At 71.2% G+C, this 6,558-nt stretch carries 8 protein-coding genes; all 8 read right to left on the reverse strand.

Going from position 1 to position 6,558, the window contains the following annotated elements:
• Positions 1 to 64: 64 nt before the first annotated feature.
• The gene (locus tag CFRA_RS11305) at positions 65 to 688 is read right to left on the reverse strand and encodes a hypothetical protein (RefSeq protein ID WP_075664744.1); all 624 of its coding nucleotides are present in this window, start codon (positions 686 to 688) and stop codon (positions 65 to 67) included.
• Between the two features lie 4 nt (positions 689 to 692).
• The gene (locus CFRA_RS11310; RefSeq protein WP_075664745.1) at positions 693 to 1,985 is read right to left on the reverse strand and encodes a ParB/RepB/Spo0J family partition protein; all 1,293 of its coding nucleotides are present in this window, start codon (positions 1,983 to 1,985) and stop codon (positions 693 to 695) included.
• Positions 1,982 to 2,899: a ParA family protein gene (locus CFRA_RS11315; protein WP_075664746.1), complete on the reverse strand. Its 918-nt coding sequence runs from the start codon at positions 2,897 to 2,899 to the stop codon at positions 1,982 to 1,984. The genes CFRA_RS11310 and CFRA_RS11315 overlap by 4 nt, the downstream gene beginning before the upstream one ends.
• Positions 2,900 to 3,136: 237 nt before the next feature.
• Entirely contained in the window at positions 3,137 to 3,709 is a 573-nt protein-coding gene (gene rsmG, locus CFRA_RS11320; RefSeq protein WP_245797776.1) for a 16S rRNA (guanine(527)-N(7))-methyltransferase RsmG, read from the reverse strand.
• 146 nt (positions 3,710 to 3,855) lie between these two features.
• Positions 3,856 to 4,983 carry a membrane protein insertase YidC gene (yidC, locus tag CFRA_RS11325; protein WP_075664747.1) on the reverse strand — a complete coding sequence of 376 codons (1,128 nt, stop codon included), beginning with the start codon at positions 4,981 to 4,983 and terminating at the stop codon, positions 3,856 to 3,858.
• 6 nt (positions 4,984 to 4,989) lie between these two features.
• Positions 4,990 to 5,235: a membrane protein insertion efficiency factor YidD gene (gene yidD, locus CFRA_RS11330; RefSeq protein WP_075664748.1), complete on the reverse strand. Its 246-nt coding sequence runs from the start codon at positions 5,233 to 5,235 to the stop codon at positions 4,990 to 4,992.
• A complete protein-coding gene (gene rnpA, locus CFRA_RS11335) occupies positions 5,228 to 5,623 on the reverse strand; it encodes a ribonuclease P protein component (RefSeq protein WP_075664749.1) in 396 nt (131 codons plus the stop codon). The genes yidD and rnpA overlap by 8 nt, the downstream gene beginning before the upstream one ends.
• 1 nt (position 5,624) lies before the next feature.
• A complete protein-coding gene (gene rpmH, locus CFRA_RS11340) occupies positions 5,625 to 5,768 on the reverse strand; it encodes a 50S ribosomal protein L34 (RefSeq protein ID WP_075664750.1) in 144 nt (47 codons plus the stop codon).
• Positions 5,769 to 6,558: the final 790 nt, after the last annotated feature.

Consider the following 6,558-nt stretch of genomic DNA (forward strand, 5'->3'; position numbering starts at 1 on the left):
GCGGGCGCTCGTTGCACGCGCCGCGGGCGCTCGTTGCACGCGCCGCGGGCGCTAGGTCGGAGTGCTAGGCCGGGGCGAGCAGTTCCTCGGCCTCGGCGGCGGAGAGCAGCCCGTTGGGCGGCGGCAGCTCGAGGCGGAAGCGCGGGAAGACGGGGTGCTCTGCGACGACCTCGAAGCCGGTCGCGGCGAGCAGTTCGGCGGGCAAAAGACCCACGGCCTGCGGGTCGGCGACCAGGCCGACCAGCGAGCCGGGCAGCGTCGAGCACTCCACGCCGTCGCGGTAGCCGAAGGCCTCCACGACACGGGTGCGGCGCGCGGTCAGCTCGGCCAGCGCGGCGTCGACAAGCACGTGGCTCGCGCCGACGGTGAGGTCGGGGTCGACGAAGAGGCTGGTCAGCACCAGCGCGTCGGCGCTGACGGGGCCGCTGGGCATGCGCGCGCAGCCGGCGGCGTCGGCGGGCGGGCAGAAGAGCACGGTCGCGCGGGCCCGGCCGCGCAGGCCGGAGCCGGCGTCGAGGTTGAACCCGCAGGTGCCGAAGGTGAGCAGGACCGTGGTCAGCCACGCCTCTTTCTCGAGCAGCGGGTCACCGGCGTCGAGATCCCCGAGCTCCCAGAACACGCTGCGCGCCGCCTGCGGGTGCACCGAGGTCAGCGTCTCCTGCGCGACGGGGGCCAGCCGGGGGATCATCGCCTCAGTGCTTCTCGATCAACGCCATGATCCGCTCGAAGTCGGCCTCGTCGCCGAACTCGATGACCATCTTGCCCTTGCGCTTGCCCATGGTGACCGTCACGCGGGTGTCGAAGGCGTCCGCGAGCCGCTCGGCGGCGTGCGTCATCGCCTCGGGCTGCTCGACCTGCGAGCGCGCGGCGCGCTTCTTGGGCTGGTCGCCCCGGTTGAGCAGGGTGACGGCCTCCTCGGTGGCGCGCACCGACAGCCCCTCGGCGACGACGCGCTCGGCCAGGGCCTCCTGGGCCTCGGCGCCGGTCTTCAGGCCCATCAGGGCGCGGGCGTGGCCGGCGGTGAGCACGCCCGCGGCGACCTTGCGCTGCACGGGCACCGGCAGCGAGAGCAGCCGGATAGTGTTGGTGACCGTCGGGCGCGAGCGACCGAGGCGGCGGGCCAGCTCCTCCTGGGTGACGTCGAACTCCTCGAGCAGCTGCTGGTAGGCCGCGCCCTCCTCGAGGGGGTTGAGCTGGACGCGGTGGATGTTCTCCAGCAGCGCGTCGCGCAGCATCGAGGTGTCGTCGGACTCGCGCACGATCGCCGGGATGCGGCCCAGGCCGGCCTTGCCGGCGGCGCGCCAGCGGCGCTCGCCCATGATGATCTCGAAGCCGTGGTCGGCCGGGCGCACGACGATCGGCTGCAGCAGGCCAAACTCGCGGATGGAGTGGACCAGCTCGGACAGATCGTCCTCGTCGAAGACCTGGCGCGGCTGGCGCTCGTTCGGGTAGATCTCGCCGACCGGGATCTCCTGGTAGGTCGCGCCGACGTCCTGGGTGGTCGGGGCGGGGTCGCGGTCGCCGGCCTCGGCGATCAGCCGGTCCAGGCCGGGGGTGGCCGGGCCGGGGGTCACGTGCGGGGCGTGCGGGGCGCGGCCGTTCGGGGCGTCCTTGTTCTTGGCCCTGCCGGCCTTCCCGGCGCCCTTGCCGGTGTCCTTGTTCTTGGCCGCGTCCTTGGCCTTGCCGGACTTGCCCGCGCCCTTGCCGGACTTCCCGGCGCCTTTGTCGTTGCCGTTCTTGCCGTTCTCGGCGGACGTGGCGGACTCGCCCGCGGCGTCGCGCGGGTCAGGGTCCCGGGGATCGCGCGCGTCGCGCGGATCCGCGTCCCGCGGGTCGGGGTCGCGGGGGTCACGCGCCGGGCGGGAGCGGCCCAACACGGCGTCGGCCGCGGCGTCGGAAAGGTGCGGCTTCTCCGCGCCGGTGGGGATGAGGGCGGCCAGGCCACGGCCCAGGCCCCCGCGGCGGTTCGGTTGCGCCTTCGTCATTCCTCGTTACCTTTCAGCTGTTCGGCGGTCGCCGGGCTGACGCCGATCGGGCCCGTGCCCTCGCCGGGGGTGTAGTCACCGCGCTTTGCGAACTCCTCGGCCGCCGCCGCGTACGCCATCCCGCCGCGCGAGGACGGGTCGTAGGCGAGCACCGGCATGCCGTAGCCGGGGGCCTCGGAGACGCGCACGGAGCGCGGGATGACGGTGCGCATGGTGACGTCACCGAAGTGTTCGCGGACCTCCGCGGCGACCTGCTCGGCGAGCTTGGTGCGCGCGTCGTACATCGTCAGCAGGATCGCCGAGATGTGCAGCATCGGGTTGAGGTGCTCGCGGATCATGGAGATGTTGTTGAGCAGCTGGCCGACACCCTCGAGCGCGTAGTACTCGCACTGGATGGGGATGAGGACCTCCTCGACGAAGGTCATCGCGTTGATGGTCAGCAGTCCCAGCGACGGCGGGCAGTCGATGAAGACGTAGTCGTACTCGCGCTCGCCGAGGACCCCGCCCTTGAGCTGGTCGTAGAGGCGGTACTCGCGGCGCACCATCGAGACCAGCTCGATCTCCGCGCCGGCCAGGTCGATGGTGGCGGGGATGCAGTGCAGGTTCGGGTGGTGCGGGCTGACCTGGACGGCCTCCTGCGCGGTGGCCTGCCCGATGAGCAGCTCGTAGCTGGAGGTGGTCCCGGCGCGGTGCTCGACACCGAGCGCGGTGGAGGCGTTGCCCTGGGGGTCGAGGTCGATGACCAGGACCTTCATCCCGCAGCTGGCCAGGCCGGCGGCCAGGTTGACCGCGGAGGTGGTCTTGCCCACCCCGCCCTTCTGGTTGGCCACGGTGATCAGCCGGGGGCGCTCCGGGCGCTCCAGGCGGGCGCGCTCCGGGATGGCGGCCTCGGGCGCGCTGTGCTCATCGGCCATGCTGGTGCATCTGCCCCTTTCCGTCTCGCTGCGATCGCGCCGCGGCGGACGCCTGGAGGGGAGTGCCCCTGCCCGGGCGCCGGCCGCGGATTACCCACCCCACTCTATCCGCTCGCGCCGGGTGCCCGAGAGGTGACTCCGGGCCCGCCGCTCACGGGCGGGTGGGGGACACCGGCCAGGCCTGCCGGGAGCCGGGGCGGGCGCCTGCGCGCCGCGGCTTCGGCGCGCGTCTGCGCCTCAGTGCACCCGGTCGGTGCCGCGGACGATGCGGATCAGCGTCGTCGGCTCGGCGAGCACGTCCTCGCCGACGGTGAGGATCTCCGCGTCCGTTCCGCCGGCGGCGGCGATCTCGCGGGCGTCGCGCTCGAGCTCCTCGGCCACGCTGGTGCCCTTCATGGCGACCATCGCGCCGCCGCGCTTGGCCAGGGGCAGCGACCAGCGGGTCAGCTTGCCCAGCGGGGCCACGGCGCGGGAGGTGACCACGTCGGCGGCCGGCAGGGCCCGCCGGATGTTCTTCTCCTCGGCGCGACCGCGCGCGACGGTGACGTTGTCCAGGGAGAGCTCGCGGACGACGTCGTGAAGGAAGTTGGACCGCTTCAGCAGCGGCTCGAGCAGCACGATCTTCAGGTCGGGCCGGGCGATGGCCAACGGGATGCCCGGCAGGCCGGCGCCGGAGCCGACGTCGGTCACGCGCGCGCCGGACTCGATGGCCTCGCCGGCCACCGCGCAGTTGAGGATGTGCCGCGACCAGAGGCGCGGGACCTCGCGCGGGCCGATGAAGCCGCGCTCGGAGCCGGTGGTCGCCAGCATCCGGTGGTACTCGCGGGCCGTATCGAGGCGGTCGCCGAAGACGCGGGCGGCCGCCCGCGCCAGGTCACCGGTCAGGGTGTCGGCGGCGTCGGTGCCGTCGTCCGCGGCGGCGCCCCTGGCGTCGCCGGCGGTCTCGGGGGACTGGCTCACCGCTTGCCGCCCTTCTTGCCCTTGTTCTTGTTCTTCTTCTTGCCGCCCTTGGCGTTCTGCGGCTTCTGGCCGGGCTTCGGCTTGCTGGCCGCGCCCGCGTTACCGGCGTTTCCGGCCTTGGGGGCGTCGGTCTTGGTGGCGGTGTTCGCGGCCGCGTCGTTCGCCTTGGCCGCGCCCTTGCCCTTGTTGCGCTTCGGCTTCTGGCCGGGCTTCGGGGCGGTGGCGCGCTTGGCCTCCAGTGCGGCGGCCTCCTCGGCCTCCTCCTCGGCGTCGACCTTGGCGAAGATGTAGCGCTGCTGGAAGAAGGTCCAGATGTTGTTGGCCACCATGTAGAACAGCAGGCCGATGTGCCAGATGAAGCCGGTGAACAGGATGGTGCCCGGCATGACCCACATCATCATCTTGGACATCATCTGGGTCTGCATCGCGGCCATGTCGTTGCTCGGCGCGGCGGTCTTGCCGGACTCGCGGCGGCGGTTCATGCGCTCGACGGACTGGCGGGCGTTGAAGTGCGTGGCCAGCACAATGATGACGATCAGCGGCGCGGCGACGGCGATGATCATCCCGCGCGACAGGGACTCGGAGTCCGGGAACGCGGCGTACATGTCCTGCGGCATCGAGATGTACGCCGAGAGCGGCACGCCGAAGAGCTTGGCGCCCAGGAAGGACTGCACCTCGTCGACCCCGAAGATGTAGTTCGGGATGTTGGCGTTCTCCTCGGGGCTCAGCCCCAGGCCGCCGGCCTGGTCACCGGTGCGGTTGAAGGAGCGCAGCACGTGGAACAGGCCGATGAACACCGGCATCTGGGCCAGGACCGGCAGGCAGCCGGCGACGGGGTTGACCCCCATCTCCTTCTGGACCTTGCGGGTCTCCTCCATCATCTTCTGCTGGTCGTTCTTGTACTTCTCACGGATGGCCTGCATCTTCGGGGCCATCTTCTGCATCTTCAGGCTCGAGCGCATCTGGTTGAGCATCGGCTTGAACAGCAGGATGCGCAGGGTGAAGGTCAGGAAGATGATCGCGAGGATCCACGAGACAGCGGAATCCGCGCCGAAGGGGAAGGCGAAGATCTTGTGCCAGAACCACAGGACCGCGGAGATCGGCCAGTAGATGAAGTTGAGCACGAAGGTTCAGGGCTCCTTGGGGGTCGGAGGTGGGACCGGGTCGATGCCGCCGGGGTGCCAGGGGCCGCACTTGGCCAGCCGGGCGAGCGCGAGTGCCGTGCCTTTGACCGCTCCGTGGGTCTGGACCGCCTCGAGGGCGTAGGCGCTGCAGCTGGGCTGAAAACGGCAGGTCGCCACCATTTTAAGGGGTGAGATGTACTTTTGGTAGAAGCGTATCGACGCCGCCACGGCCCGCGCGGCGACACTAGGCACCGTGGGTGCCTTCCGCTTGCCGACGCCCGCGCCCGCGCGCCTTGGCGACCGCCTTGCGCAGGTCGCGTTCCAGACGCTGCGAGTCCGCGGTGCCGGCGGCCGGCAGCGCGCGGACGACCACACCCTCACCGGGGACGACGGTGCCGTCCTCGGCGAGGCGCCGGCAGATGTGGCGCAGCCGGCGCGAGGTGCGGTGGCGGGTGACGGCGTCGCCGACGGCCTTAGACACGACGAGACCGAACCGCGGACCGCCTTGGGTGGCGATCCGGGGCCCGGTCTCGGGGTCGCCCAGGTGGGCGACCAGTGTCTTGGTTCCGGCCCGGGTCCCTCCGCGGATCACCCGCGTGAACTGCGCGGGGGACGTCAGCTTGAGGTGCCGGGGCAGCACCTTAGGCCGTCAGCTTCGCGCGGCCCTTACGGCGACGGGCGGCGACGATGGCGCGGCCGGCGCGGGTGCGCATGCGGGTACGGAAGCCGTGCTTCTTGGCGCGGCGGCGGTTGTTGGGCTGGAAGGTCCGCTTGCCCTTGCTCACAGTGGTCTCCTCAAAGTTTTCATCCCGGCCCCTCCCGGAGGGGAGCCGCACGTACATGACTTCCGGAGCGGCGCCGCAGGCGGCCGGGCTCCGTAAGAGCGCACCGGGACAAACCGTCGGCCATTCGGTCCGGGGACCTCCGACCCCGGGGACCCGGGGCCGCTGGCACGTGGTTAGCCGGTGCGACAGACCATGACAGACTACGGGAGATCGCAGGCCCGGGCCAAATCGACACGCCGGTGAGAACGCGCCGCTCAGACGGGGGCCCCTGTAATTCCTTTCTTGTAATTTCCCCGTCCGCTCCGGCCCGCGGGCAGGCCACACGGCGCGTCGCGCTCCCGGCGGCGCGCCGCGGGAAACTCCACAGGCGGGCGATGTCTCGTGATCGGGGGCGATGGGGAACAATGGGGCTATCGCCCACAATTCCCACAGGCCGGTTAATCACCGGGCTGTGGATAACTCTCAACATCGAGTTGAGGGTTTCCGCGGGCCGGATGGAAACCGCAGGTCATGGCTCTGATTTGGGAGAACCACATTCTCCACAGGCTAGAGTGAGGCCTGTGGAGAACTCCGGCCCGCGCCGCTGTCCACACCTGTGGATAACGGTGTGGAATACGAGGTCGGCGCACAGATCGCCCTGTGGGGCGCCCGGTGCACAACGAGTGACCTCGAAATGACAAGTTCATGAGCAAGACGCGAAGCCGCGGCACCCCGCCGCGGCGGTGCGCGGTGGCCCCCACGGGCCCGGAGCCCGGGTCCGTGGGATTTCCGTGGGATTTTCAGCCACCGC

The organism is Corynebacterium frankenforstense DSM 45800, assembly GCF_001941485.1.
GTDB classification, from domain to species: domain Bacteria; phylum Actinomycetota; class Actinomycetes; order Mycobacteriales; family Mycobacteriaceae; genus Corynebacterium; species Corynebacterium frankenforstense.